At 70.3% G+C, this 25,692-nt stretch carries 25 protein-coding genes; 15 read left to right on the top strand and 10 right to left on the bottom strand.

Translation table 11 applies throughout. The features are described from left to right. Positions 1 to 112: 112 nt before the first annotated feature. Positions 113 to 631, bottom strand: a complete 519-nt coding sequence (locus tag EWH70_RS21750; RefSeq protein WP_205669203.1) for an ArsR/SmtB family transcription factor — start codon at positions 629 to 631, stop codon at positions 113 to 115. 75 nt (positions 632 to 706) lie between these two features. On the opposite strand from EWH70_RS21750, the gene EWH70_RS21745 reads away from it, so the two are divergent. The 6 genes from EWH70_RS21745 (at position 707) to EWH70_RS21720 (ending at position 9,048) form a co-directional block, all read left to right on the top strand. Further along, positions 707 to 1,891 carry an MFS transporter gene (locus EWH70_RS21745; RefSeq protein ID WP_240687137.1) on the top strand — a complete coding sequence of 395 codons (1,185 nt, stop codon included), beginning with the start codon at positions 707 to 709 and terminating at the stop codon, positions 1,889 to 1,891. A 246-nt stretch (positions 1,892 to 2,137) separates the two neighbouring features. Continuing rightward, the gene (locus EWH70_RS21740; protein ID WP_130477592.1) at positions 2,138 to 3,871 is read left to right on the top strand and encodes a glycoside hydrolase family 3 protein; all 1,734 of its coding nucleotides are present in this window, start codon (positions 2,138 to 2,140) and stop codon (positions 3,869 to 3,871) included. Continuing rightward, complete coding sequence (locus EWH70_RS21735) at positions 3,868 to 5,121, top strand: exo-beta-N-acetylmuramidase NamZ family protein (RefSeq protein WP_130477331.1); 1,254 nt, start codon at positions 3,868 to 3,870, stop codon at positions 5,119 to 5,121. The genes EWH70_RS21740 and EWH70_RS21735 overlap by 4 nt, the downstream gene beginning before the upstream one ends. Positions 5,122 to 5,129: 8 nt before the next feature. Beyond that, complete coding sequence (locus tag EWH70_RS21730; RefSeq protein WP_130477330.1) at positions 5,130 to 6,869, top strand: serine hydrolase domain-containing protein; 1,740 nt, start codon at positions 5,130 to 5,132, stop codon at positions 6,867 to 6,869. A 290-nt stretch (positions 6,870 to 7,159) separates the two neighbouring features. Then, complete coding sequence (locus EWH70_RS21725; RefSeq protein WP_240687155.1) at positions 7,160 to 8,098, top strand: MurR/RpiR family transcriptional regulator; 939 nt, start codon at positions 7,160 to 7,162, stop codon at positions 8,096 to 8,098. 20 nt (positions 8,099 to 8,118) lie between these two features. Further along, complete coding sequence (locus EWH70_RS21720; RefSeq protein WP_130477590.1) at positions 8,119 to 9,048, top strand: N-acetylmuramic acid 6-phosphate etherase; 930 nt, start codon at positions 8,119 to 8,121, stop codon at positions 9,046 to 9,048. A gap of 155 nt (positions 9,049 to 9,203) precedes the next feature. Here the strand turns inward: EWH70_RS21720 and EWH70_RS21715 are convergent, their stop codons facing one another. Continuing rightward, positions 9,204 to 9,929 (bottom strand): Fic family protein, encoded by a 726-nt coding sequence (locus tag EWH70_RS21715; RefSeq protein WP_130477329.1) that lies wholly within the window; start codon positions 9,927 to 9,929, stop codon positions 9,204 to 9,206. Next, positions 9,926 to 10,423 carry a phosphoribosyltransferase gene (locus EWH70_RS21710; RefSeq protein ID WP_130477328.1) on the bottom strand — a complete coding sequence of 166 codons (498 nt, stop codon included), beginning with the start codon at positions 10,421 to 10,423 and terminating at the stop codon, positions 9,926 to 9,928. Before EWH70_RS21710 ends, EWH70_RS21715 begins: the two co-directional genes overlap by 4 nt. A gap of 120 nt (positions 10,424 to 10,543) precedes the next feature. On the opposite strand from EWH70_RS21710, the gene EWH70_RS21705 reads away from it, so the two are divergent. Next, positions 10,544 to 11,164: a GNAT family N-acetyltransferase gene (locus tag EWH70_RS21705; protein WP_130477327.1), complete on the top strand. Its 621-nt coding sequence runs from the start codon at positions 10,544 to 10,546 to the stop codon at positions 11,162 to 11,164. A gap of 124 nt (positions 11,165 to 11,288) precedes the next feature. Beyond that, the gene (gene acs / locus EWH70_RS21700; RefSeq protein WP_130477326.1) at positions 11,289 to 13,259 is read left to right on the top strand and encodes an acetate--CoA ligase; all 1,971 of its coding nucleotides are present in this window, start codon (positions 11,289 to 11,291) and stop codon (positions 13,257 to 13,259) included. Between the two features lie 40 nt (positions 13,260 to 13,299). Here acs and EWH70_RS21695 read toward each other — a convergent pair whose 3' ends face one another. Together EWH70_RS21695 and EWH70_RS21690 are read right to left on the bottom strand one after the other, a co-directional pair. Next, positions 13,300 to 13,743 (bottom strand): nitroreductase family deazaflavin-dependent oxidoreductase, encoded by a 444-nt coding sequence (locus tag EWH70_RS21695; RefSeq protein WP_130477325.1) that lies wholly within the window; start codon positions 13,741 to 13,743, stop codon positions 13,300 to 13,302. After that, positions 13,740 to 14,327: a PadR family transcriptional regulator gene (locus tag EWH70_RS21690; RefSeq protein WP_240687136.1), complete on the bottom strand. Its 588-nt coding sequence runs from the start codon at positions 14,325 to 14,327 to the stop codon at positions 13,740 to 13,742. The genes EWH70_RS21695 and EWH70_RS21690 overlap by 4 nt, the downstream gene beginning before the upstream one ends. A gap of 122 nt (positions 14,328 to 14,449) precedes the next feature. On the opposite strand from EWH70_RS21690, the gene EWH70_RS21685 reads away from it, so the two are divergent. Further along, positions 14,450 to 14,875, top strand: coding sequence for a DUF6319 family protein (locus EWH70_RS21685; protein ID WP_130477324.1), 426 nt, complete (start codon positions 14,450 to 14,452; stop codon positions 14,873 to 14,875). A gap of 59 nt (positions 14,876 to 14,934) precedes the next feature. On the opposite strand, the gene EWH70_RS21680 is transcribed toward EWH70_RS21685, so the two are convergent. Further along, on the bottom strand, positions 14,935 to 16,407 hold the full coding sequence (locus EWH70_RS21680; RefSeq protein ID WP_130477323.1) for a peptide MFS transporter: 1,473 nt from the start codon (positions 16,405 to 16,407) through the stop codon (positions 14,935 to 14,937). 192 nt (positions 16,408 to 16,599) lie between these two features. Between EWH70_RS21680 and nhaA the strand changes: the two genes are divergently transcribed. Genes nhaA through EWH70_RS21665 form a run of 3 tightly spaced genes read left to right on the top strand, consistent with a single transcriptional unit; the run spans position 16,600 to position 19,273 of the window. Further along, entirely contained in the window at positions 16,600 to 17,802 is a 1,203-nt protein-coding gene (gene nhaA, locus EWH70_RS21675) for a Na+/H+ antiporter NhaA (RefSeq protein WP_420809083.1), read from the top strand. A gap of 33 nt (positions 17,803 to 17,835) precedes the next feature. Further along, the gene (locus tag EWH70_RS21670) at positions 17,836 to 18,330 is read left to right on the top strand and encodes a phage holin family protein (protein ID WP_130477322.1); all 495 of its coding nucleotides are present in this window, start codon (positions 17,836 to 17,838) and stop codon (positions 18,328 to 18,330) included. A gap of 7 nt (positions 18,331 to 18,337) precedes the next feature. Beyond that, positions 18,338 to 19,273, top strand: a complete 936-nt coding sequence (locus tag EWH70_RS21665) for an alpha/beta fold hydrolase (RefSeq protein WP_130477321.1) — start codon at positions 18,338 to 18,340, stop codon at positions 19,271 to 19,273. A gap of 132 nt (positions 19,274 to 19,405) precedes the next feature. Here the strand turns inward: EWH70_RS21665 and EWH70_RS21660 are convergent, their stop codons facing one another. From EWH70_RS21660 to nth, 4 genes are read right to left on the bottom strand one after another with little or no spacing between them, the layout of a single operon-like run. Further along, entirely contained in the window at positions 19,406 to 20,593 is a 1,188-nt protein-coding gene (locus EWH70_RS21660; RefSeq protein ID WP_130477320.1) for a MarP family serine protease, read from the bottom strand. Further along, the gene (locus EWH70_RS21655) at positions 20,590 to 21,288 is read right to left on the bottom strand and encodes an NUDIX hydrolase (protein WP_130477319.1); all 699 of its coding nucleotides are present in this window, start codon (positions 21,286 to 21,288) and stop codon (positions 20,590 to 20,592) included. Before EWH70_RS21655 ends, EWH70_RS21660 begins: the two co-directional genes overlap by 4 nt. Beyond that, positions 21,285 to 21,872, bottom strand: a complete 588-nt coding sequence (locus tag EWH70_RS21650; protein WP_130477318.1) for a TlpA family protein disulfide reductase — start codon at positions 21,870 to 21,872, stop codon at positions 21,285 to 21,287. The genes EWH70_RS21655 and EWH70_RS21650 overlap by 4 nt, the downstream gene beginning before the upstream one ends. Beyond that, on the bottom strand, positions 21,869 to 22,555 hold the full coding sequence (gene nth, locus EWH70_RS21645; RefSeq protein WP_130477317.1) for an endonuclease III: 687 nt from the start codon (positions 22,553 to 22,555) through the stop codon (positions 21,869 to 21,871). The genes EWH70_RS21650 and nth overlap by 4 nt, the downstream gene beginning before the upstream one ends. A gap of 200 nt (positions 22,556 to 22,755) precedes the next feature. On the opposite strand from nth, the gene EWH70_RS21640 reads away from it, so the two are divergent. The 3 genes from EWH70_RS21640 to EWH70_RS21630 all read left to right on the top strand — a co-directional run bounded on the left by EWH70_RS21640 (position 22,756) and on the right by EWH70_RS21630 (position 25,444). Beyond that, complete coding sequence (locus EWH70_RS21640) at positions 22,756 to 23,007, top strand: hypothetical protein (protein ID WP_130477316.1); 252 nt, start codon at positions 22,756 to 22,758, stop codon at positions 23,005 to 23,007. Between the two features lie 159 nt (positions 23,008 to 23,166). Then, positions 23,167 to 23,841 (top strand): Crp/Fnr family transcriptional regulator, encoded by a 675-nt coding sequence (locus EWH70_RS21635; protein ID WP_130477315.1) that lies wholly within the window; start codon positions 23,167 to 23,169, stop codon positions 23,839 to 23,841. A 370-nt stretch (positions 23,842 to 24,211) separates the two neighbouring features. Next, positions 24,212 to 25,444, top strand: a complete 1,233-nt coding sequence (locus EWH70_RS21630) for an MFS transporter (protein WP_130477314.1) — start codon at positions 24,212 to 24,214, stop codon at positions 25,442 to 25,444. Positions 25,445 to 25,692: the final 248 nt, after the last annotated feature.

The raw sequence follows: 25,692 nt of genomic DNA, 5'->3' as shown, positions 1-25,692 counted from the left end.
ACCGGGACGCCGGACGCCGAGTCCAGGTAGGTACGACTGGAGTTGCACGCTTGGTCACCTGAGCAGTCCGCGCGGGCGGGGCGGTGCCTTCGGGCACCGCCCCGCAGCACGTTCACGACACGGACGGATGGTGCAGGACCACCAGTCCGCTGACCGCGGGCCGGTCGGCCCGTTCGTGTTCGGTCTCCATGTACTCGTCGATGACCGCGCAGATGCGGCGGTCCAGCTCGGCGACCTCGTCCGCGGAGAGGTGCAGTAGGAACCGCGCGTAGGCCTGTACCGATTCCGAACCCGCCTCCCGCAGTTCCTCGGTGAACGCCTCGATGGGCGCGCCGGCCGCGCCCGCTTCCAGCTCGGTGGCCGGCATGGACAGCCACCAGGTCTGCCCGGTCGAGCGGTACGGCTTCTCCAGCGCCCCGCTGTCGCCGGTCCGTACCGGCGCCGGTTCGAGGAAGCCCACGTCCAGCAGCTGACGCACGTGGTAGAGCACCGTGCCGGGGTCCCGCCCGAGACGGTCGGCCAGCTGCTTGTTCGTCAGCTCCTGCTGGCCGCACAGGCGCAGGATGCGTACCCGCAGCGGATGCGCGACCGCCTTGGCCTCCCGCGGTGTCACCTCACGTCGTTCCCGCACGGAACCACCGTAGTCCGCCCATGCAGAGCCTTCCAATCGATGGACTTTTCTCCATCGATGGGTGAAACTCCATCAATGTTCTGGCGGCTGCTGACGGCATCTGGTCTGTCCAACCTGGCGGACGGGCTGGTCAAGGTGTCGCTGCCGCTGGTCGCCGTGCAGTTCACCCACTCGCCGGCGCTGATCGCCGGACTTGCGTTCGCGGTCACGGTGCCGTGGCTGCTGTTCGCACTCCCGGCGGGAGCGCTGGCCGACCGGTTGGACCGCCGCCTGGCCATGATCGGCGCCAACGCAGTGCGTGCCACCGCGATCGGCTGCCTGGCGTTCGGTGCCGGCTCGATCTGGCTGCTGTACGCCGTGGCGTTCGCCATCGGCACGGCCGAGACGATCCACGACACTGCGGCGCAGTCGATCCTGCCGCAGGTGGTGCCGCGAACGGACCTTTCGCGCGCCAACGGCAGGCTCTTCGCCGTCGAGTTCACCGCCAACGAGTTCGCCGGTCCGCCGATCGCGGGCGTGCTGGTGGCGGCGGGTAGCACGCTGGCGTTCGCCACGCCGGCGGGACTGTGGTTCCTCGCGCTGGGCGCGCTGCTGCTCGTCCGCGGCCGGTTCCGGGTCGAACGGGCCACTCGGACGACCCTTCGCGCCGACATCGCCGAAGGCCTGCGGTTCCTGTGGCGCAACCGGCTACTGCGCACGCTCGCCGTGATGGTGGGAGCCATCAACCTGGTCACCAGTGCCGTGTTCGGCGTCTTCGTCCTGTACGCCGTCGGCCCCATGGGTCTGAGCGAGCAGGCCTACGGACTGCTGATGGCGTGCACGGCCGCGGGAAGCGTCGCGGGCTCGTTCGCGGCCGGATTCCTGGAGCGCCGGATCGGCCGGGCCCGCTCATTGGTGCTGACCATCCTCTGCGCGACCGCCATGGTCGGCGTGCCGGCGTTCACGAACGGCCACCTCGCGGTCGGATCAGCGCTTTTCGTCGGCGGAGCGGGCATCATGGTGTGGAACGTGATCACGGTGTCGCTTCGGCAACGGGTCACACCCGACCGGCTGCTCGGCCGCCTCAGCAGCGCCTACCGGCTGGTCGCGTGGGGCACGATGCCGCTGGGGGCGGCCATCGGCGGACTACTGGCCCAGTTCGCCGGGGTACGGGTGGTCTTCGTGGCGGGCGCACTGGTGCTGTTGGCCCAGCTGGCGGCTATGCGGATCGTCACCGACCGCCGGATGGACGAGGCCGAACGTGACGCAATCGAACCGTGATCGCGATCAGTACTCCGAAAGGCACAGTGGGTCGTTGACCCCACCGAACTCGGTGAGTAGCTTCCCGGTGCCGGACGATTCGCGTGAAATGTTTCCCCATGTCCGAGCAGCAACAGGGAGGTCGCTGTGAGCACACACCCACCGGTCCGTCGACGATCACGGAGGAACAGTGCGCTCGCCGTGTCCCTCACCGCCCTGCTGGCCGCGACCGGGGTCGGTGCGACCGCGGCGACCCCTGCCACCGCGATGACCGCGCAGCAGGAGGAGACGACGGCGGACACCACCGCGCTCGCCGAACGCGCGATGCGCGGGCTCACCCTGGAGCAGAAGGTGGGCCAGCTGTTCGTCGCCGACGTCTCCGGCAAGTCGGCCGACGAGGTCCACCCGGCCAACCAGGCCCGCTACGGCGTCGGCACACCGGCCGAGGTCGTCAAGCGCTACCACGTCGGCGGCGTCATCTACTTCAACAACCCGCAGATCGACAACGTCGACAACCCGCAGCAGGTGGCACGGCTGTCCAACGGCCTGCAGCGCGCGGCACTCGGCACCGCACCGCACATTCCGCTGATCATCTCGGTGGACCAGGAGGGCGGCCGGGTCACCCGCATCGCCGACCAGGCCACCGAGTACCCGAGCATGATGGCCATCGGCGCGGGCAGGCGGACGGCCGACGCCGAGCAGCTCTCCGCCATCAACGGCAGGGAACTGCGTGCCATGGGCATCGCCCAGAACTTCGCGCCGTCGGCGGACGTCAACTCCAACCCGGTCAACCCGATCATCGGCTCCCGCTCGTTCTCCGCCGACCCGGCACTGGCCAGTGAGATGGTGGCCGCCTCGGTCGACGGCTACCAGCGCGGCGGCCGGGCGACCGAAACCGTCTCCACGTCGGCGAAGCACTTCCCCGGGCACGGCGACACCAAGGACGACAGCCACCACGGACTGCCGGTGATCGAGCGCACCGAGGCGCAGTGGCGCGCGATCGACCTCCCGCCGTTCCAGGCCGCCATCAAGGCCGGGGCGGACTCGGTCATGACCGCACACATCAGCGTCCCGAGCCTCGACCCCTCCGGCGACCCGGCGACGTTGTCCAAGCCGATCATGAGCGGCCTGCTGCGCGGTGAGCTGGGCTACCGCGGTGTGGTGGTCACCGACTCGCTGCAGATGAAGGGCGTCCGGGACATGTACCCCGACGCCGAGATTCCGGTACGCGCGCTGGAGGCCGGTGTCGACCAGATGCTGATGCCGCCGAACCTCCAGGTGGCCATGCGGGGCGTGCTCGACGCCGTCGCCAGCGGCAGGCTCACCGAGGACCGCATCAACGAGAGCGTCATCCGCATCCTGAAGCTGAAGCTCAAGCGGGGCATCCTCGCCAAGCCGCTGGTGGACGAGCGGGCCGTATCGCGCAAGGTCGGCACGCAGGCCAACCGGGCGGCCGTCCAGCAGATCACCGACCGCACCGTGACGTTGCTGCGTGACGACAAGAAGTCGTTGCCGCTCAAGGGTTCTCCTTCGGTGCTGGTGACCGGCTGGGACCGTCCCGAGTACCCCGGCTACCCGGCGGCGCCGGTACCGGCGCTGGCCAAGGCACTCGGTTCGAAGGCCACCGCGCTGCCCACCGGCACCGCGCCGAACGCCGACCAGATCGCGAAGGCGGTCGCAGCCGCGGGCTCGGCCGACGTCGTCGTGGTCCTCACCAGCGGCCTGCCGGCCAGTGCCTCCCAGCGCAACCTGCTCCAGGCGCTGCTGAACACCGGCAAGCCGGTCGTGGCGGTCGGCGTGCAGGAGCCGTACGACCCGGGGGCCGTCACCGCCGCGCCGACCTGGCTGGTCACCTACGACTGGCGCGCGGTCACCATGACGTCGCTGGCCAAGGTGCTGCGTGGGGAGATCGCACCGCAGGGCAAGCTGCCGGTGAACGTCCCGGTCGCGGGCGAGCCGACGAAGATCCTGTACCCCTTCGGCCACGGGTTGTCCTGGTGAGCCTGAACCGCCGCGGCTTCCTGACGGCAGGGGCGGTCGCGGCAACGGCGACGACACTGACCGGCTCGGCGCAGGCCCAGGAAGCCCAGCACCGGCGGGTGACTCCGGGTGCGGACCTGCTGGCCGCGCAGGGCTGGCGGACGCTCGCCGGCCGCAAACTCGGCGTGCTGTCCAACCCGACCGGCGTGATATCCGGTCAGGTGCACGTCGTCGACTCGCTGGTGGCGGCCGGCGTGCGGCCGGTGGCCGCGTTCGGGCCCGAACACGGCTTCCGCGGCAGCGCGCAGGCAGGCGGGTCGGAGGGCGACTACACCGACCCGCGCACCGGCATCCCGGTGTACGACGCCTACGGCGCCGACGCGACGAAGGTCGCCGGCATGTTCACCAAGGCGGGAATCGACACGGTCGTCTTCGACATCGCCGACGTCGGTGCCCGCTTCTACACCTACATCTGGTCGATGTACACGGCCATGGTGGCCGCGGCGAAGGTCGGCGCGGCGTTCGTCGTGCTGGACCGGCCGAACCCGGTCGGCGGCAGGGCGTACGGGCCGATGCTCGACCCGGCGTTCGCCTCAGGGGTCGGGCGGAAGCCGATCGTGCAGCAGCACGGCATGACCGTCGGCGAGCTGGCCCGGTTCTTCGCGGCGGAATTCCTTCCCGCCGAGGGCGTCCGGCTCGACAAGCTCGACGTGGTCGAGGTCCGCGGCTGGCGGCGCGACACGGTGTTCCATCGCACCGGCCTGGACTGGACGCCGCCGAGCCCCAACATGCCGACCCCGGACACGGCGGCGGTCTACCCGGGCACGTGCCTGTTCGAGGGCACCGTGCTGTCCGAGGGCCGCGGCACCACGCGGCCGTTCGAGGTGATCGGCGCACCGGGCATGGACTGGCGCTGGCGGGACGAGCTGACCGCCCTGGGCCTTCCCGGCGTGCGGTTCCGCGAGAACTACTTCGTGCCGACGTTCGGCAAGTTCGTCGGCAAGACCTGTGGTGGCGTGCAGCTGACCGTGACCGACCCCGAGTCGTTCCAGGCCATCCGCACCGCGGTGTCGATGATCGTGACCGCCCGCAGGCTGTACCCCGATGTCTTCGCGTGGCGGCCGGACAACTTCATCGACAAGCTGTCCGGCTCGGCCAGGCTGCGCACGATGGTCGACGCAGGCGCGGGTGTCGACGAGATCATTGGCGCCTGGCGGGACGAGCTGGCCGGGTTCGACCGGAAACGGCGTGGATACCTGATCTACCGGTGAGGTGGGACATGCGGCTGGGCAGGCTTTCGGCAGTGGTCGCGGTCGCGGCCGTCACACTGGGTGTGGTGAGCGTTCCCACGGCGACGGCGGGCGGACCGTCCGGGCGGTTCGACCGGCCCCGGTCCGGCTTCGCGCCCGCGTCCACGGTGCTGCGTGCGGGCAGCCCGGAGTCCGTCGGCCTCGATCCGGCCGCGCTGCTGGTGGCCGAGCAGCGCATCGACGCGTGGACCCGGCCGGGCGCCTCCGGTCACCCACTGCTGTCCGGTGCGGTGGGCGTGCACATCCACGACGGCGTCGTGGTCAACACCCACGTCGTCGGCGGAGCCGTCCGGTACGCCGACGGCTCCGGGACGGAGCTGCCGCCGGAGCGGCAGGTGCCGATGCGCGAGGACACCATCTTCGACATGGCGTCGGTGTCCAAGCTGTTCACCTCGATCGTCGTGCTACAGCTGGTCGAGCGCGGCAAGGTGCGCCTGGACAAGCCGGTCCGCGACTACCTGCCCGAGTTCGGGGTGAACGGCAAGGAGCCGATCACCGTCCAGCAGTTGCTGACCCACACGTCCGGGCTCGAACCGTTCCTGTACCTGTGGCGTGACTGGCCCGACAAGGCCGCGCGCATCAAGGCGGTCATGGACGTCAAACCCAAGTACGTGCCGGGCAGCACGTACGAGTACTCCGACCTCAACCTCATCACCCTCGGCGTACTGGCCGAGCGGCTGACCGGGTCGCCGCTGGACGTCCTGGTCCGCACCGGCATCACCGAGCCGCTGCGGATGTCCGACACCGGGTACAACCCGCCCGAGGAGAAGCTGCCGCGCGTCGCGGCCACCGAGTTCATGACCGTACCGGACCGCGGGATGGTGCGCGGTCAGGTGCACGACGAGAACGCGTGGTCGCTCGGCGGCGTCGCCGGGCACGCCGGGGTCTTCTCCACCGCTGCCGACATGTCGGTGCTGGGCCAGGCAGTCCTCAACGGCGGCAGCTACCGCGGGGCGCGGATCCTGCGGCCCGACACCGTGCGGAAGATGCTGACCAACTACAACCAGGCGTTCCCCGGCGACTCCCACGGCCTCGGCTTCGAACTCGACCAGCTCTGGTACATGGGCGGGCTGACCTCACCGGACAGCGCGGGGCACACCGGCTACACCGGCACCTCGCTGGTGATCGACCCGAAGTCCCGTTCGATCGCCATCCTGCTGACCAACCGGGTCCACCCGAGCCGCAACTGGGGCACCATCCAGCCGGCACGGGAGGTGTGGGCCAACGGCCTGGCCCGCGCGCTCGCCGTCCGGCCCGCCCGGGGCCACGACGCCTGGTTCAGCGAGATCGGCAACCTCAGCGCCGCCACGCTCACCAGCGGGCCACTCGCCACCGGTGGACGCTCCGCCAGGGTCGAGTTCGCCGCGTTCGCCGACTCGGAGCCGACCGACACCCTCGTGCTGGAGTCCAGCCCGGACGGCGTCGCGTGGCAGCCGGTGCCGCTGCGGGCGTCCGGTCGGGGTGCGCCGGACGGCGAGGTGACGGCACTGTCCGGCACGGGGCATCGCGCGTGGTGGCGCGTGCGGGCAGAACTACCCGCGACCGAACGGCTGTACGTGCGCTGGCGTTACGCCACCGACCGTCTCTACACCGGCCGCGGAATGATCGTCGACGCGATAAAAATCCGGGAAGGGCGTAACACTCTCCTGGACTCCGAACGCGATCCGGAGGCTCTGCGGGCCGAAGGATGGCGTCTGCGTAGCCGGTGACGAACTCGCTGTAACCGACAGCGGCTGAATCTTCAACTATTAGTCATCCGATCACTACTCATTCGTACCAACTCACCCAGATAACTTCACCCGGGGTAACAAGTTGCAGAGTCGTTAACAAGTGCACGTTAACGACCAAGACTTGGTTGGCGACTTTCTGGACAAGCGAACTTTCGCTGCTCGTCCACTGGATCACGGTCGAGTCGCGATCCTTGAGAAGGGTGTGGGTTGTCTTGTCGCAGGTACCTACGGTTAGTAAGTTTCCAACGGTGAGCTCCGAGGCCGCACCCGTGGTGGACGAGCCGTCCGCTCAGCCGGCGCGGGAGGCGGACGCCAGTCCGCTGGTCAGAATCCGCTCGCTGCTGCCTGGCCTGGCCAGAGCCGAGCAGCGGGTGGCCAAGGTCGTGCTCGACGACCCGTCCGCGGTCGCCCGGCGCAGCATCACCGAGGTCGCGCTGGCCGCGAACACCAGTGAGACCACGGTGACGCGCTTCTGCAAGGCCATCGGCGTCGGCGGCTACCCGCAGCTGCGCATCGCCCTGGCCGCGGACACCGCCCGCACCGAGGCCAGGTCCAACCGCAACCTCGGCGGCGAGATCGGCCCCGAGGACGACCTCGCGGCGGTGATCGGCAAGGTCAGCTTCGCCGACGCCAGAGCCGTCGAGGAGACCGCAGACCAGCTTGACGTCGGATCTCTGCAGCGGGTCATCGACCTCGTCTCCGGCGCGGGCCGCGTCGACGTCTACGGCGTGGGCGCCAGCGCGTTCGTCGCCGCCGACCTGCAGCAGAAGCTGCACCGCATCGGCCGGGTGAGCTTCGCCTGGTCCGACACCCACATCATGCTGACCTCCGCGGCCGTGTTGAAGCCCGGCGACGTCGCGGTCGGCATCTCGCACACCGGCGCGACCACCGACACCGTCGAGGCGCTGCGCGTCGCCCGCGAGCACGGTGCGATCACCGTCGCGCTGACGAACTTCCCGCGTTCGCCGATCACCGAGGTGGCCGACCACGTGCTCACCACGGCGGCACGCGAGACGACGTTCCGGTCCGGCGCCACAGCCAGCCGGATCGCCCAGCTGACCGTCATCGACTGCCTGTTCATCGGCGTCGCACAGCGCCACATGGACGCGGCGGTCAGCGCACTGGACGCCACCCGGGACGCGGTGGGCACACACCGGCTGGGCGTGCGCCCGGACGGCAGGCGGAGGCCGAGGGATACCGGCAAATGACCGACAAGTCAGTGAGGTTGATGGTGAGCGTGCCCCGGCAGGTGGTTCACGTCGATTCTCCGACCGAGCAACGCAATCCGCGGACCACGGACATCGACCTGATGTCCACGGTCGGCATCCTCGGCGCGCTCAACGCCGAGGACCGCATGGTCCCCGAGGCCGTGCACGCCGTCCTGCCGCGGCTTGCGCAGGCGGTCGACCACGCCGTCGACGCCCTGCGGGCGGGCAGGCGGGTGCACTACGTCGGCGCGGGGACGTCCGGCAGGCTCGCCACGCTGGACGCCGCCGAGCTGGTGCCGACGTTCAACGTGCCTGGCGACTGGTTCATCGCCCACCACGCCGGTGGTGAGCGCGCGCTGCGGCACGCGGTGGAGAACGCCGAGGACGACGCCGAAGCCGGTGCCGCCGAGCTGCTCGAGACGCTGGAGCCGGGCGACTTCGTGCTCGGGCTGACCGCGTCCGGGCGCACCCCGTACGTGCTCGGCGCGCTGCGTGCCGCACACGAGCGGGGCTGCAAGACCGCACTCGTGTCCGGCAACGCCCGCAAGACCAGCGTCGCCGGCGTCGACGTGCTGATCGCCGTGGACACCGGACCGGAGGCCATCGCCGGCTCCACCCGGATGAAGGCCGGGACGGCACAGAAGATCATCCTCACCGCGTTCTCCACCGCGACGATGATCAAGCTGGGCCGGACCTACTCGAACTTGATGGTCAGCATGCGCGCCACCAACGCCAAGCTGCGGGGCCGCACGCTGCGGATCCTGCGCGAGGCCACCGGCATGAGCGAGCACGACTGCGCCGAGGCGCTCACCGCGGCGGGCGGTGACCTCAAGGTGGCGCTGGTGCACCTGCTGGCCGGTGTCGACCCCGCCCAGGCCGAGCGCGCGCTCACCGCCAGCCAGGGCCACGTCCGCGACGCGCTGGCGTCGCTGCACATGCGCGCCAGCTGACCCCGGGGCGGCTTTAGCGGGCTAAAGCCGCCCCGCACCGGTCGGGCCCCGGCGGCGTCTGGACTGACCAGCCCCAAAGCTCGCGCAGCGAGCGACGGGCGAGGAGGGAAGACGCCGACTGAGGGGGCCCGACCGCGCCCGAGCGAAGCGAGGGCCTAAGTCACAGCGTCGGCGATCGAGCGGGCCTCGGTGGCGCCCGACTCGAAGGCCGCGCAGCAGAACAGCAGCCACTCGCGTACGCCGTCGGGCTCGCCCGACGCGAAGCCGCGGGCGGCGGCCGTGTACTTGGCCACCCTGCGGTAGCAGGCGACCTCGGGCACGGTCAGCGCCTTGGGGTCCAGGCCGGTGGCGACCATGGTCAGCCGCGCGGCCGCCCGCGCGACGACCCCGCCCCCGGCGCCGAACGGGTCGAGCGCGAGCAGTTCGCCGTGCACCACCGCGGTGAGCACGGCCGGCGGCGCCGACGTCGCCCCGAGCACGAGCTGGGCGAGCAGCTCCAGCCGCTGCCCCGCCCCGGCGACCGGCCTGCCCAGCAGCTCCGGGTCGTCGACGAGGTCGGCCGCGGCCAGGACGTGCATCCGCGCCAGCGCCTGCAACGGCGCCCGCCGCCACACCGGCAGCAGCGACTCACCGGCCTCGGCCACCCGCAGCGCACCGGCGAGCACGGGGTCGCTGACCGAGCCCTCGCCGGGAATCTCCGGGTCGGCACCCTCCACCCCGGCCGACGCGCGGGCCGCGCGTACCGACGCCTCGGCGGCCGTGGCCGCGCCGCCCCGCAGGTTGGCCGGGTGGCGGTGGACGGCGAACACCGCGTCCTGCGCGGACTTCGCCGCGGCCGTGACGCCGTCCAGATCCAGCAGCGGGGCCAGCGGGTCGCTCACGCGTCCAGCACCTGCCCCACCCGGTTCACCACGGGCGGCAACGTCGACCACGGGAAGTTGATCCAGCGGTCGGTGTGCCGCCAGACGTACTCGCAGGACACCGACGAGTGCGGCTTCTGGTAGACGACCGCGCAACGCACCTCGGCCACGTGGTCGGCGCAGTAGTCCCGCACCAGCTTCAGGGTCGCGCCGGTGTCGGCGACGTCGTCGGCCACCAGCACCTTCTTCTGCGTCAGGTCGACGACGTTGGGCACCGGCGGCAACATGACCGGCAGATCCAGCCGCTGGTCGACGCCGGTGTAGAACTCGACGTTCATCACGTGCAGGTTCTTCACGTCCAGCGCGTACCCGAGCGCGCCGGCGACGAACAGCCCGCCGCGGGCGATCGAGAGGATCAGGTCCGGCTCGAAGCCGCTGTCGGCGACCTGCGTGGCCAGTTCCCGGCTCGCCGTGCCGAACAGTTCCCAGGTGAGCTCTTCCCGCTCGTCGGCCATCGCGCCGTCCTCTCCAGCCGTACGTACTGCGCGCGAGCATAAGCGCCCACAAAGTGGCCTCCTCACATGTCTCACAAATGGACATAGCGTAGGTCCACCGATCCGAGTGAAGCTGACGACATGATCTGGAACGAACGGCCGACCTTGGCCGGTGAGCACGTCCGCTTGGAACCGCTCGAACTCCACCACACCGAGGGCCTGTTCGAAGCGGGCCGGGACCCCGACGTCTGGACGTGGCTGTCGGTGTTCCAGCCCGCCGACGTCGCCGCCACCCGGGACATGATCACCTCGATCCTCGCCGACCCCGCCCGTCAGGCCTTCGCGCAAATCGACGCCTGCACCGGCGCGGTCGCCGGCACGACGTCCTACTACCAACTCGACGCCCGCAACCGCATCCTGTGCATCGGGCACACCTGGATCGGCACGCCGTGGCAGCGCACCGCACTCAACACCGAGGCGAAACTGCTCTTGCTGACCCACGCATTCGACGTCCGTGACGCCAACCGCGTCGCCTGGGAGACCGACATCAACAACACCCGGTCGCAGCGCGCGATCGAACGGCTCGGGGCCGTGCGGGAGGGGATCCTGCGGGGACACCGCATCCGCAAGGAAGGGTCGATCCGGGACACCGTCCTGTACTCGGTAACCAAACCGGAATGGCCGGTCGTCCGCGACCGGTTGGCCGCTCGTCTGGCGGAGACGACCGCTCGTCCGGCGACACCGGCCACCCGTCTGGTCTAGACCAAACATCCTCCAGGGTGCAACCTGGTGGCAACCTTTTACAACGGGTACGAGTGTCGTTACCGTGCCCCGGGGGTAGCCAGCGTGTTTCGCAGAGGTTTTGCACTTCAGGAGGCAAAGCACCATGACAGAGCAGTCGTCGGCGCTCGACAATCTGCTGACGGAGAGCCGTACGTTCCCGCCCAGCGAGGAGTTCGCCGCCAAGGCCAACGCCGGCGCGGAGCTCTACTCCGAGGCCGATGCCGACAGGGAAACGTTCTGGGCCAAGCAGGCCGAGCGGCTGCACTGGGACACCAAGTGGACGCAGGTACTCGACTGGTCGAACGCCCCGTTCGCGAAGTGGTTCGTCAGCGGCAAGCTCAACGTCGCCTACAACTGCGTCGACCGGCACGTCGAATCCGGGCACGGCGACCAGGTCGCCATCCACTGGGTCGGTGAGCCCGGCGACACCAGGGACATCACCTACGCCGAGCTGAAGCGCGAGGTATCCAAGGCCGCGAACGCCTTGCTGTCACTGGGAGTCGGCGCACACGACCGCGTCGCGATCCAGCTGCAGATGGTGCCCGAGGCGATCGTCGCCATGCTCGCGTGTGCCCGCATCGGCGCGCTGCACAGCGTGGTGTTCGGCGGGTTCTCGCCGACGGCGCTGCGGTCCCGGGTCGACGACGCGCAGGCGAAGGTCGTCATCACCTCCGACGGCCAGTACCGCCGCGGCAAGGCCGCGCCGATGAAGGCGAACGTCGACCAGGCACTCGACGGCGCCGAGTCGGTGGAGAAGGTCATCGTCGTCCGCCGCACCGGCGACGACGTCCCGTGGACCGAGGGCAGGGACCTGTGGTGGCACGAACTGGTCGACGGCCAGTCCGAGGACCACAAGCCGGAGGCGTTCGACTCCGAGCACCCGCTCTACATCCTGTACACGAGCGGCACCACCGGTAAGCCGAAGGGCATCCTGCACACCTCCGGCGGCTACCTGACGCAGGCCGCGTACACCCACCACTACGTGTTCGACCACAAGCCGGGCGAGGACGTCTACTGGTGCACCGCCGACATCGGCTGGGTCACCGGGCACAGCTACATCGTCTACGGCCCGCTGGCCAACCGCGTCACCCAGGTCGTCTACGAGGGCACGCCGAACACCCCGCACGAGGGCCGTCACTGGGAGATCGTGCAGAAGTACAAGGTCTCCATCTACTACACCGCGCCCACGCTGATCCGCACGTTCATGAAGTGGGGCAAGGACATTCCGGCGAAGTACGACCTGTCGTCGCTGCGCGTACTGGGCAGTGTCGGCGAGCCGATCAACCCGGAGGCGTGGGTCTGGTACCGGGAGAACGTCGGCGCGAACGCGACGCCGGTCGTCGACACCTGGTGGCAGACCGAGACCGGCGCGATCATGATCTCGCCGCTGCCCGGTGTCACCGAGGCGAAGCCCGGTTCGGCACAACGCCCGCTGCCCGGCATCTCCGCGAAGGTCGTCGACGACAAGGCCGACGAGGTCGGCAAGGGCGGCGGCGGTTACCTGGTGCTGGACAAGCCGTGGCCGTCGATGCTGCGGGGAATCTGGGGCGACGACGAGCGGTACCGCGAGACGTACTGGTCGCGCTTCGCCGACAAGGGCTTCTACTTCGCCGGCGACGGCGCGAAGTACGACAACGACGGCGACATCTGGCTGCTGGGCCGCGTCGACGACGTGATGAACGTGTCCGGCCACCGCATCTCCACCACCGAGGTGGAGTCGGCGCTGGTTTCGCACCCGACGGTGGCCGAGGCGGCCGTCGTCGGCGCGTCCGACCCGACGACCGGTCAGGGCATCGTGGCGTTCGTGATCCTGCGTGGTGACGCCGTCGACGGCGGCGAGGAGGCCGTGCAGGAGCTGCGAAACCACGTCGCCAAGGAGATCGGCCCGATCGCCAAGCCGCGGCAGATCATGGTCGTCCCGGAGCTGCCGAAGACCCGCTCGGGCAAGATCATGCGCCGCCTGCTGCGTGACGTCGCGGAGAACCGTGAGGTCGGCGACGTCACGACGCTGGCCGACTCGTCGGTCATGGACCTCATCTCGTCCGGCCTGCAGTCCGGCAAGTCCGAGGAGTAGCGCCTTCGGGGCTCGCCCTCGGGCGAGCCCCGGGCCTCCCTCAGGCGGGGTCGATCCGGAACGCCGTCATGATGCCGGTGGCGGCCTCGAAGGTCTCCGGCTTCCCGTCCGGCACCACCCCCGCCTTCACCACCATGTCGACACCCTGCGGCAGTTGCAGCGCGAACTCCCGCAGGATCGGCCCGCGCTCGGCCTCCGGCACCTCGACCAGCCGCACCCGGCGCACCCGCCTGCCCTGCCGCAGCGTGCACTCACCCGACGCGGCCCGGACGTTGCTGACCCAGTCGGCGCCGGGAATGCCGCCGATGACGTAACGCTGTCCGTCCACTTCGTACGGTGTCACCGGCGTGCTCCTCGGCTGCCCGCTACGCCTGCCCGGCACGGTCAGCACGGACACCGGCCCCATCTTCAACCCCAGGCGCTGCACCAGTTTCACCGCGCGGTTCATTGTCTTCAGCCCTCGCGGCAACGTCACCCTGCTCATGCTTCCTCCGCTCCGATCCACTCCAGCTCGCCGGACTCCAGGTCGGCGAGGACTCCCCTCAGCCAGTCCAGTTCGGCGCGGCGCACGGCCTGCGCGTACTCGGTCTCCAACATGACGCCCCGCGGGATGCCTGCCTCCCGCGCCGATCGCAGATCGGCGTCGACACCGTCGATGACCGTGGACAGCTCGTCCGCCCGGCTCCGCAGCAGCTCGGCCATCTCCGCAGGCGACAGGTGCCCGGCGTGGGCCAGCCCCGCCGGGAAGACCGGGTACTCCTCGGCACGCGCGCCGACGTACTCGCGCAGCAGCGAGAACAACTCGGCCCGCCCCTTCTCGGTGATGGCGTAGACGGTCCGTTCCGGCCGGGCGCCCTCCCTCGACGTCCCGGTCGCCTCGATCAGGCCGGCCTTGCCCAGCCGCGCGATGGCGTCGTAGAGCGAGCCGCCCCGCATCCGCACGACGTCGCGCACCTGGCGTTGCCGGATGAGCGTCTGCATCTCGTACGGATGCCGCGGACCCTCGTTGAGCAGGCTCAACACGGCCAGCGTCAGCGGGCTTCGCACGGCTCGGGCTGCCACCGTCACGCCTCCAAGATAACCGAACTCGACTAACCGAGTTCGACTATACACCCTGACTCGCCGTGGTCGAACGCCTGTTCTACGCTGTCGCCCGGGACCCCCTTCCTACGGCAAGGAGACAGCACCAGATGACCGTGGAATCCCTGACCGAGCCGGAGACGGCTCCCACCCCCACCGAGGCTCCCGCCGAACCGGTCGCGGAGACGCCGAAGGAGGACAGCGCGCCGGCCGAGGCGCCGAAGCCCAAGCGTGGCCGCCCGAAGGCGGGCACCACGGCCAAGAAGACCCGAACGGTCGAGCTGACGCTCACGGTCACCGGCACCGCCGACGGCGAGTGGCAGGCCGAGCTCAAGCACGGCAGCAAGTGGGTAGCCCGCGGCCTGGAGATCCCGGCCGCCGCGGTGTCCCGGGCCGCCAAGGAGCTGCACGACGACCTGTCCGGCCCGATCGACGAGGTGATCAACGCCGCGCGCGAGCAGCAGCAGGCCAAGGTCGCCGCGCTGGAGGCCGAGCTGGAGAAGGCCAAGCAGGCGCTGGCCGAGCTGGACGCCTGACGCTTCCACACAAAAGGCCCCGGCGGGTTCGTCCCGCCGGGGCCTTCTTTCGTGGTGTCTCAGCGCACGCCGGACATCAGCTTGCGGACCCACGGCGTCGCCACCGCGAGCAGGATGCCGATGCCGATCGCCGCACCGCCGATGATGCCGAAGTACGGGACCTCGTCGGCCGGGTCGTACTGCTTGGCGAGCGTTCCCGACATCGCCGTGCCCAGCGAGACCGACAGGAAGAACAACGCCACCATCTGCGTCCGGAAGATCTCCGGCGCCAGCTTCGTCGCCACCGACAGGCCGACCGGCGACAGGCACAGCTCGGCGACGGTGAAGAACAGCAGGACGCCGGCGAGGCCCAGCAGCGGAGCGCTGTTCGGGCCACCGCCCGCCATCGGGATGAACAGCAGGAACGCCACGCCCATGAGCACCGTGCCCAGGGCGAACTTCACCGGCGTCGACGGCTGCCGCTCACCCAGCTTCGTCCACACGGCGGCGAGCACCGGGGCCAGCAGGATGATGAACGCCGGGTTGATCGAGCCCACCCAGGACACCGGCATCTCCCAGCCGAACAGGTTCCGGTCGAGACGGGTGTCGGAGTACAGCGTCACCACGGTGAACTGCTGCTGGAACAGCGACCAGAACGCCGCGCTGGCGATGAACAGCGGGATGAACGCGAACACCCTGCTGCGCTCGACGGCGGAGATCTTCTTGCTGGTCAGGATCACGACGAAGTAGATGATCGCGGCCGCGATGACGACCTGGACGGTCCGGTCGGACAGGTTCTCGGCGGTGACCACACCGGTCAGCACCAGCACGACGACCAGCGCGATCCCGGCGAGCGCGCCGACGCCGACCAGGGGACGGCGGGACGCGGGCAGCGGGTTGGGGATCTCCTTCGCCTTCGGGCCCAGGTTCTTGCGGCCGAGCGCGTACTGGGTCAGGCCGAGCGCCATGCCGACCGCGGCGAGGCCGAAGCCGATGTGGAACCCGGTGGAGCCCTGGATCTCGTTCACCGGCAGGCCGGTGAGCAGCGGACCGACCAGGCCGCCGATGTTGACGCCCATGTAGAAGATCGTGAAGCCGCCGTCACGCCGCTCGTCCTTCTCGGCGTACAGCGTGCCGACGACCGACGTCGCGTTGCCCTTCAGCCCGCCACTGCCGAAGCCGACACAGATCAGGCCGACCACGGCCCCGGGCACGCCGGGGATCAGGGCAAGGGCGATGTGGCCGATCATGATCAGCACACCGCTGTAGAACAGGGTCCGCTCGGCTCCGAGCAGCCGGTCGGCGATCCACGCGCCGACGATCGTCGACAGGTAGACCAGACCGCCGTAGGCGCCGACGATGCTCACGGCCGCGCTCTTGTCCAGGGCGAGACCGCCGCGCTCGACCTCGTAGTACAGGTAGAGCGGCAGGATCAGGAGCATCCCGTAGAAGGAGAAGCGCTCCCACATCTCGACGCCGAAGAGATTCGCCAGCCCTCGTGGGTGCCCGAAGAATCCCTTGTCTTGCTGAACCTCGGTAGAGGATGTACTCACGACGTGCCGTCCTCACAGTGTGGACATCGTTGTCGGGCGCATAGTACGACCGTCCCGTTAACGCCCGGCAGGGTACTGGGCTGATCAGGTGAAAAGCCGACATAGCGGATTAGTTCGCATGCGTTAGTATTTCGCGAAGGTGTGCCGGGAAGTCTGGTCGGCGAGGTATAGCCAACCCTTCCAGGAGAGCCCGTGAACTTGCCCCGCCCGGTTGCCGACTTCGCCCGCTACCTGCGTACGGAGACCACCGGCGGCATCATCCTGCTGATCGCCACGGCCGTCGCCCTGCTCTGGGCCAACTCGCCGTGGGACGAGGCGTACACGACCATCCGCGACGCCAAGATCGGCCCCGAGTTCCTGCACCTGAACCTCAGCGTCGGCGACTGGGCCAAGGACGGCCTGCTGGCGTTGTTCTTCTTCGTCGCGGGCCTGGAACTCAAGCGTGAGCTGGTGGTCGGCGAGCTGTCCCGGCTCAAGCAGGCGGTACTGCCGATCGTCGCCGCCGTCGGCGGCATGGTGGTACCGGCGGCGCTCGCGCTGGCCATCGGGTTCGGCGAGCCCGGCATGGCCAAGGCGTGGGCTGTCCCGGTCGCCACGGATATCGCGTTCGCCCTGGGTGTGCTGGCGCTGACCGGGTCGAACCTGCCGAGCAGCGCGCGGGTGTTCCTGCTCTCCCTCGCCGTCGTCGACGACCTCGGCGCGATCATCCTCATCGCGGTGCTGTTCACCACGGGTTTCGACCTGGTGGCCGCCGGTGTCGCGGTGCTGGCGTTCGCCGTCTACGCCTGGCTGCAGCACAAGCGGGTGCGGGCCTGGTGGCTGTATGTCCCGCTGGCGGTGGTCGCCTGGGTCGCGGTGCACTCCGCAGGCGTGCACGCCACGATCGCCGGCGTCGCGCTGGGGCTGCTCACCCGGGTACGCAAGGACGACGACGAGGAACACGCCCCGGCCATCCGGCTGGAGCACCGGCTCCAGCCCTGGTCGGCAGCCGTCGCGGTGCCGGTGTTCGCGTTGTTCGCCGCCGGGATCGACCTGACCGCGGACTCGCTGGCCAGCGTGTTCAGCAGCGCGCTGCCGATCGCGATCATGGTGGGGCTGCTGGTCGGCAAGACCGTCGGCATCCTTGGCGCGAGCATGCTCGCGGTCCGGCTCGGGCTGGCCGAGAAACCGAGGGGAACGGGCTGGCGTGACATCGCGGCGTTGTCGGTGCTCGGCGGCGTCGGCTTCACCGTCAGCCTGCTGATCGCCGACCTGGCACTGAGCGGCCCGGAGACCGAGCTGGCGAAGGCGGCGGTGCTGATCGCGTCGGCCGTGGCGTCGCTCACGGCGGCCGCGATGCTGGTCCGCCGCAGCCGGGCGCACGCGGAAGTGGACGATCTCGGTGAGCCTTCCTGAGCGTTCGGTGGCGGGGCGTGGCACGATGAGGCCGTGAGCAGCCCCAAGCACCGACTCAACGAGACCGACGGCATGGGGGCCGTGCCCTACCTCCCGCTGTCGGAGGACACCGGCCGCAACGGCGACCAGTCGATCGGCTCGCTGGTCAAGGACGCGACCCAGCACATGTCGACCCTGGTCAGGGCCGAGGTCGAGCTGGCCAAGTCCGAGATCACCGGCGAGGTGAAGAAGGCCCTCAAGGGCAGCGTCTTCTTCATCGTCGCGCTGGTCGTGGCCCTGTACAGCTCGTTCTTCCTGTTCTTCTTCCTGGGTGAGCTGCTGTCCGAGTGGCTGTTCCGGTGGGCAGCGTTCGCCATCGTGTTCGGGCTGATGCTGCTGACCGCGGGCCTGTTCGGATTCCTCGGCTACCTCAAGGTGAAGAAGATCCGGGCACCGCAGCGCACGATCGACAGCGTGAAGGAGACAGCCGCCGCGCTGAAGCCGCAGCGGGACGAGACGCCGGACACCGCGCCGGCCACGCGTGACTGACTGAGAAGTGCGGGACGCACCCGATCCGCACGTCGTCCGCATCGAGGGCCCGTGGACGCACCGTGACGTGTCGGCCAACGGCATCCGGCTGCACTACGCGGAGGCCGGCAGCGGGCCGATGGTGTTGCTGCTGCACGGTTTCGCGGAGTTCTGGTGGACCTGGCACCACCAGCTGACGGCGCTGGCCGACACCGGCTACCGGGCGGTTGCCGTCGACCTGCGCGGGTACGGCGATTCGGACAAACCACCGCGTGGCTACGACGCCTGGACGCTCGCCGGTGACGTCGCGGGGCTGATCCGGGCCGTTGGCGAGCGCAGGGCGCACCTGGTCGGGCATGCCTGGGGCGGCATGCTCGGCGTGACGGCGGCGGCGCTGCACCCGAGGCTGGTCCTTTCGGTGAGCACGATCGGCGCGGCCCACCCGCTCGCGCTGAAGTCCGCGGTGCGGCGGTCTCTGTTGCGGCGTAACGAGAACCAGGCCCGCGCGATCGGTCACCTCTTCGGCTTCCAGGTGCCGATGGCGCCGGAGCGGCGGCTCGTCCGGGACGGCGCCGCGGCCGTGACGGAGCTGCTGCGGGCGTGGTCCGGTCCGGAGTGGACGAAGACGGCGGAGTTCAGCGAAGCCGCCGAGCGGTTCCGCGAAGCCGTGCGCGTGCCCGGGGTGGCGCACAGTTCGCTGGAGTACTACCGGTGGGCGTTCCGCTCGCAGTTCCGCGGCGAGGGCAGGCGTTTCCGAGCGGCCGTCGACAAGCCGCTGGATCTGCCGGTGCTGCAACTGCACGGCGGCGACGACCCGTGTGTCCTGCCCGCGACGGCACGTGCGTCGGCGCCCTGGCTGCCCGGCGCGCGGTTCATGGAGCTGCCCGGCGTCGGCCACTACCCCCACCTGGAGGCGGCGGAGACGACCAGCGCGGCGCTAGTGGAGTTCCTGGCGAAGGTATGAGAGGGCCGACCCGCACCGGTCGGGCCGTCGGCGTCTGGACTGACGAGCCCCAAGCTCGCGCAGCGAGCGACGGCGAGGAGGGAAGACGCCGACTGAAGGGCCCGACCGCGTCCGAGCGGAGCGAGGACAATTCTACGCCGCGCAGGGGCCGGTGCTCACCGCGCTGCCGTAGCCGGGCGCGGCCCGGACCTCGGGCTCGACCTCGGCGGCGGTCAGCGTGAACCCGGTGTCCGGGTCCTCGACCGACGCGCCGAACACCACGCCGATCACCCGGCCCTGCGGGTCCACCATCGGCCCGCCGGAGTTGCCGCTGCGGATACCGGCCCGCACGGTGAACACGTCCCGCTGCACGGTGTTGGCCTCGTAGATGTCCGGTCCCCGCAGGTTGATCCGCTGCCGCACCCGCGCGGCCGTCGCGTGGTACGGCCCGTCCAGCGGGTAGCCGAGCACGATCGCGTTGTCACCGGCCCGCGCCGGGTCGGGGGCGAACGTCAGCGGCTCGGCCTCCAGCCTCGGCACGGCGAGGATGGCGACGTCGGTGCCCGGGTCGAAGTAGACGACCCTGGCCGGCAGCCTGCCCTCGCTCGTCTCGACGGCGGTCTCGGCGGTTCCCGCGACGACGTGCGCGTTGGTCATCACCCGCCGCGGCGCGACGACGAAGCCGGTGCCTTCCAGCGCCCGCGAACAGGACGGCGCGTTGCCGCGGATCTTCACGATGCTCGGCCGCAGCTCCCGCACGATGGCACTGGCCTGCAGGTTCGGATCGGGCGGGGCCACCTCGGCACCGTTGGGTGCCTGCTGGAACGGCGCGACGATCGACGGGAAGCCGGACGCGTCGAGCAGCTTGCGCAGCTCGTTGGGCAGGCCCTGCGCGGCATCCGGCATGACCCGGTCGACGCCGCCGAGCACCTCGGAGTTGTTGATGGCCCGCGCCAGGCCCGGCAGCCCGGCGACGCCGGTGAGCGGCACGGCGATCAGCCACGCCACCACGAACACCACCGCGCCCTGCACGATGGCGCCGAGTGTGTTGTCCACGCCGGTCAGCTTCGGCGAGTTGATCCGGTTCTTGATCTTGCGGCCCGCCCAGACGCCCAGCGTCTCGCCGAGCGCGACAAGGAACACCACCGTCGCCACGACCATCGCCACCCGCAGCGCGGGGTTGTCGAACAGCTCGACGATCAGCGGAGCCAGCCGGATACCGCCGATGGCACCGAGCAGCACCCCGACGAACGCGGGCAACGCGACCACGACGCCCTGCCGCGCACCGGAGACGGCGGCCAGCAGGGCCAGCAGGATCACCAGAACGTCGACCCAGTTCACGCCTGCTCCCTCTCCCGCACCGTCTCGGCGAACCGCGTCAGCACCTCGTCGAGGTCGCGGACGTCACCGGTGTCCCAGTCGCGTTCCCAGCCTGCCAGCCCGAACAACACCGAGAGCACCCCCGCGGTGAAACCCCACACGAGCAGTCCGTCGACGTCGAAGGCCGGGCCGGTCCAACCGAAACCGCGGCGCCGCACCTGGAAGCGGTTCGCCGGATCCACCAGATCGGCGACCGCCACCCTGGCCACCGCCGCGGTCTCCCCTGGATCTACGGCACGAACGGGCGTCGGGTTCACCCAGTGCGCCAGCACGGGGGTGACGGAGAACTTCGAGACCGGCACGTACAGCTCGGGCAGCACGGCGACCGGCCGCACGCCGGACGGGTCTACGCCGGTCTCCTCCTCGGCCTCCCGCAGCGCGGTGGCGATCGGGTTCTCGTCGCCGGGGTCGGCGCCGCCGCCGGGGAACGCGACCTGACCCGCGTGCGAGCCGAGGCTGTCCGACCGGCGCAGCAGCAGGACGTCCGGGCCCCTCGGGCCCTCGCCGAACAGCATCAGCACCGCCGCGTCGCGGGTCCGGCCGAGCCGAGGCGGGCGGAACCGGGTGAACGCCGTCGAGTCCAGCTCGTGGCTGGTCACCACCAGCTGCCGCAACCAGTCCGGCACCGTCTCCGGGTCGACCAGCGGACCGATCACCTGGCACCTCCGACGGCCGCACGCACCTGCTCGACGGTGTGCAGGACCGGGGTCGACTCGACCAGCCGCGCGGAGCCGTCGGGCTGCACGACGAACGTCGCGGGCAGTCGCGGCGGCATCCGCAGCGCGTCGCGGACCGGGCCGGTCATGCCCTCGCCGTCGTGCACGGTCGGCAGCCGGACGCCCAGTTCCTGGAGCAGGGCCAGGCCGTCGGCCTGCTTGCTCTGCACCTGGACGGTGACCACCCGCGCGGCGCCGGGTTCGGCGGCGTACGCGCCGAGGACCGGCAGTTCAGCACGGCACGGCTGGCACCAGATCGCCCACAGGTTGACCAGCGTCGGACCGCCGCCGAGCACGGCGGCGAGGTTGGTCGGCGACCCGTCACCGAGGCACTGGGTGGCGACCCCGCGCAACGCCGCCGGTCCGGCACCGGCGGCACACGGGGGCAGTGCGGCGGCCGCCCTGGCCGGCCCGAGGTCGGGTGCCGCAGTGGCGGGCTGCGGGTCGTCGCGGGGCAGCAACGCGACGATGGCGGCCAGTGCCAGCACACCGACCACCAGCGCCCACCTGGTCGCGCGGGTCAAGAGCCGCCACCGACCATGGCGAGGATGTGCTCGCGTTCCTCGCCCTTGACCAGCTTGGCGGCGATCTCGAACTCGGTGGGCCCGGTGCCGTAAGACGGGCAGTCCTTCGCCAGCGGGCAGGCCCCGCAAGCCGGTTTGCGGGCGTGACACACGCGGCGGCCGTGGAAGATCGTCCGGTGCGACAGCAGCGTCCACTCCTTGCGGGGGATCAGCTCGCCGATCGCGTGCTCCACCTTGACCGGGTCCTCCAGGTCGGTCCAGCCCCACCGGCGCACCAGCCTGCCGAAGTGGGTGTCGACGGTGATACCGGGCACGCCGAACGCGTCCCCGAGCACGACGTTCGCCGTCTTGCGACCCACCCCCGGCAGGGTGACCAGGTCCGCCAGCTTGCCGGGCACCTCGCCGTCGAACCGCTCGACGAGCGCGGCACCGAGACCGAGCAGGGAGTTGGCCTTGGCCCGGTAGAAGCCGGTCGGCCGCAGGTACTCCTCCAGCTCGGTGCGGTCGGCACCGGCGTAGTCGGCTGCCGTGCGGTACCGCGCGAACAGGGCCGGGGTGACCTGGTTGACGCGCACGTCGGTGGTCTGCGCGGACAGGATCACCGCGACCAGCAGTTCCAGCGGCGTGGTGAAGTCCAGCTCGCAGTGCGCGTCCGGATAGATCTCGTCGAGGCAACGTTTCATGCGCCGTGCGCGTCTCACCAATGCCAGCCGGCTCTCGCCATCGGCTGTGCGGGGTGCTTTGCGAACGCCGGAGGACACCCCGCTAGCCTACGGGCGCCAGCCGACAGCCCGTGCGGGAGCCATCCGGCCCGACACGCCCGACACGCCTGCCGAATGCGGAGCGTGCGGGCTGGAACGCAGTGAGCGAGGATCTGGAGTCAATGACTATCTGGTTCGTCATCGCCGTGCCGCTCGTCATCATGTTCTTCGCTCTCATCATGGAGCGGGTGGAGAGCAGGCTGCGGCACGTCGCGGTGCAGGAGGAAGAGGTCGAACAGTTCCTCGAGCAGGCCCAGCCCAACGAGCTGAGGGCCCTGCACGGCCACGGAATCGGCAGGGCGCTCGAGCTGTTCCGGCTGCGCAGGCTGGGCGGAAGGGCAGCCAAGCTGCGGCCTCGACGCGTGCGGAGTTAGGCTCCACCGTCACCGAGATCGTCCAGTTGGGGTGTGTCTTGGTCCGCCGGACGGCGAGCCACGATCCGAACTCGGTGACACGCCCTACACTGCACGAAGTGATCCGCGGCACGCTGCCCGCCCGAGGCATGCGGCCGCGACACGATGAGGAGGCACGAGGTGGACGAGACCCTGGCCCGCGCGGGCATCTTCCAGGGTGTGGAACCGGCGGCGGCCGAGGCGCTTGCACAGACCTTGGAGAGCGTGGAGTTCCCCCGTGGCCACGTGATCTTCAACGAGGGCGAGCCCGGCGACAAGCTGTACATCATCCAGTCCGGCAAGGTGAAGATCGGGCGCAAGTCCGCCGACGGCAGGGAGAACCTGCTGGGGATCTTCGGCCCGTCGGACATGTTCGGTGAGCTGTCGATCTTCGACCCCGGCCCGCGTACGTCGAGCGCGACCACGGTCACCGAGGTGCGCGCCGTGACGATGGACCGGCCCGCGCTGCGGCAGTGGATCTCGACCCGGCCGGAGATCGCCGAGCAGCTGCTGCGGGTGGTCGCCCGCAGGCTGCGGCGGACCAACAACATGGTGGCCGAGCTGATCTTCACCGACGTTCCCGGCCGCGTGGCCAGGGCGCTGCTGCAGCTCGCGCAGCGGTTCGGCTCGCAGGAGGCGGGCCTGCTGCGGGTGACGCACGACCTCACCCAGGAGGAGATCGCCCAGTACGTCGGCGCCTCCAGGGAGACCGTCAACAAGGCACTCGCCGACTTCGCGCACCGCGGCTGGCTGCGCCTGGAGGGCAAGAGCGTGCTGATCCTCGACCCGGAGCGGCTGGCTCGACGGGCTCGCTGAGTTCCCCCGGACATGACATGAGGGCCGGGCGCCACCCCCGACGTGGCGCACCGGCCCTCATGCTTTGCGCAGACCATCCCCCGACAGCCCGCGCTCCCCGCCCTCCGGTCGTAGGCCCCGACCCTTGTGCCGGAGGGAGCGTTATTTGTGTGGGGGTCACCAACTGTCGCACGACCCCTACCCCATACTTCAAGGCCCTTCACTCTCAAGGACGCCTGAGACCCTGATTTGTTCCGCGATTCCGGGCAGGAATCTCGGACCGTTACCCAACCGAGACATGGTGACGCAGATCGCCGGAAATTGACTGGTACTCGCGTACCACACGGTCGCATACTGGTACGCGAGTCCCATTCTTCCTGGAGAGATCGCGATGTCCGAACGCACCACGCTGGCCGACTACCGGGCTGTCCTTTCCGTGCCCGCCGCACGTCGACCCGCCGTGGCATCGCTGCTGGCCAGGCTGCCGATCGCGATGATCGGCATCGCCGCGCTGCTGTACGTCCAGCGGCAGACCGGGTCGTTCGCCGCGGCCGGGCTGGTCTCGGCCGGTGCGCTCATCGGCTCCGCGTTCGGCTGGGTCACGCAGGGCAGGCTGATCGACCGCTTCGGCCCGACCCGGCCGCTGCTGACCACGTCGAGCCTGTTCGTCGGCGCCGTCACCGCGCTCGTCACCGCGATCGAGGCACACGCGGCCACGCCGCTGCTGTTCGCGCTGGCGCTGCTGCTCGGGGTCACCCAGCCGACCGTCGGGTCGGCGTCGCGGGCGCTGTGGACGCGGCTGCTGCCGTCCGGTCCGGTGCGCAACGCGGCACTGTCCTACGAGGCCATCAGCATGGAGGTCTTCTTCGTGCTCGGCCCTGGCCTGGCCGGCGTGCTGGTCGCCGCGCCGTGGCCGGGAACCGGTCTGGTCGTCGGCGCCGCGACGATGCTGATCGGCGCCCTGACGTTCGCGCTCAGCCCGGTGATCCGCGGCTGGCGTCCCGAGCGGCGGGTCGACCAGCCGCTGCTCGGCGCGCTGGCCAGCCCCGGCATGCGGACGCTGGCCGTCGCCGCGCTGGGCTTCGGTGTGGTGATCGGGTTCGTCGAGGTCGCCGTCCCGGCCGCCGCGACCGCGTCCGGTGCGCCCGTGCTCGGCGGCATCCTGCTGTCGGCCTGGTCGGTCACCTCGGTGGCGTTCGGCGTCGCGTACAGCATGCGGCCCTGGCCGAAGGCCATCAACCTGCGGCTGCCGGTGCTGCTCGGCGGGTTCAGCGTCCTGGTGGCCGTGCTGGCGCTGCCCGGGCAGCTGTGGGGCATGGCGGTGGCCATGCTGGTGGCCGGTGCGCTCATCGCGCCGCAGGCGACCACGCACTCGGCGACGATCGAACTGGTCGCGCCAGCCGGTACCGCGGCGGAGGCGTTCGGCTGGCTGATCACGGCGGTGACGCTCGGCCTGGCCGGTGGCCAGTCGGTCAGCGGCTACCTGGTCGAGCACGGCGGGCCCGGTCTGTCGTTCCTCGCCGCCGGCGCCGCCGGTGTGGTGCTGGCCGCCCTGGTCTGGGCGCTGCGCAACACCATCCGGCCGGTCGCCACCCCGGCTCCCGCGGTCGCGCTGGCGGCCTGACGAAAGTCCCCCAATGGGGATTTTTCATCCTGATTGTGCTGGTCAGTGCGGTGACATTCGCGGTAACCGTTGCGCGGGAACGGGGTGGAGGGGTGTCAGCGGTGCTCGCTGGAACGAGGTGGAGCCCTCAGATGTTGATCAAGATGTGACCCAAGATCAGCACTCTGAGGGCTCCGGCCCCACTGTCTACCAGAGCGCCCTGCCGGTATCGAAGTCCACCATCGAGTTTGTCACCGGTCTGATCAGGC

This window comes from Amycolatopsis suaedae (genome assembly GCF_004214935.1).
In the GTDB taxonomy this organism is placed as follows: domain Bacteria; phylum Actinomycetota; class Actinomycetes; order Mycobacteriales; family Pseudonocardiaceae; genus Amycolatopsis; species Amycolatopsis suaedae.
This window is presented reverse-complemented; position numbering and strand designations above follow the sequence as displayed.